Annotated in this window: 1 protein-coding gene; it reads left to right on the top strand. The window is 43.2% G+C overall.

What is annotated here, in order from left to right:
* Positions 1 to 236: aminotransferase class V-fold PLP-dependent enzyme (locus tag NE637_RS15570; protein WP_256267830.1), on the top strand; the 236-nt coding region annotated here is incomplete at both ends.

Genomic DNA, 236 nt, shown 5'->3' with positions numbered 1-236 from the left:
TGATCCACGGAGGAGCACAGGAGAGGAGACGTCGTGCAGGAACTGAAAATGTTCCAGGAATCGTCGGTTTCGGGAAAGCAGTTGAAATAGCTGCAGCGTCTATGGAAAGAAGAATGGAAAAAGAAAGTCAGCTTCGGGATTATTTGATCGAAAAGATTGAAAAAGAGATACCATACTGCAGATTAAACGGCGACAGAGAAAGGCGTCTTCCGAATAATGTGAATTTCAGTTTTCAA

It is taken from the genome of Desulfovibrio desulfuricans, assembly GCF_024460775.1.
Classification (GTDB): Bacteria; Desulfobacterota; Desulfovibrionia; order Desulfovibrionales; family Desulfovibrionaceae; genus Desulfovibrio; species Desulfovibrio desulfuricans_E.
The sequence above is the reverse complement of the archived record's forward strand: the minus strand, read 5'-3'. Positions and strand labels throughout refer to the sequence as shown.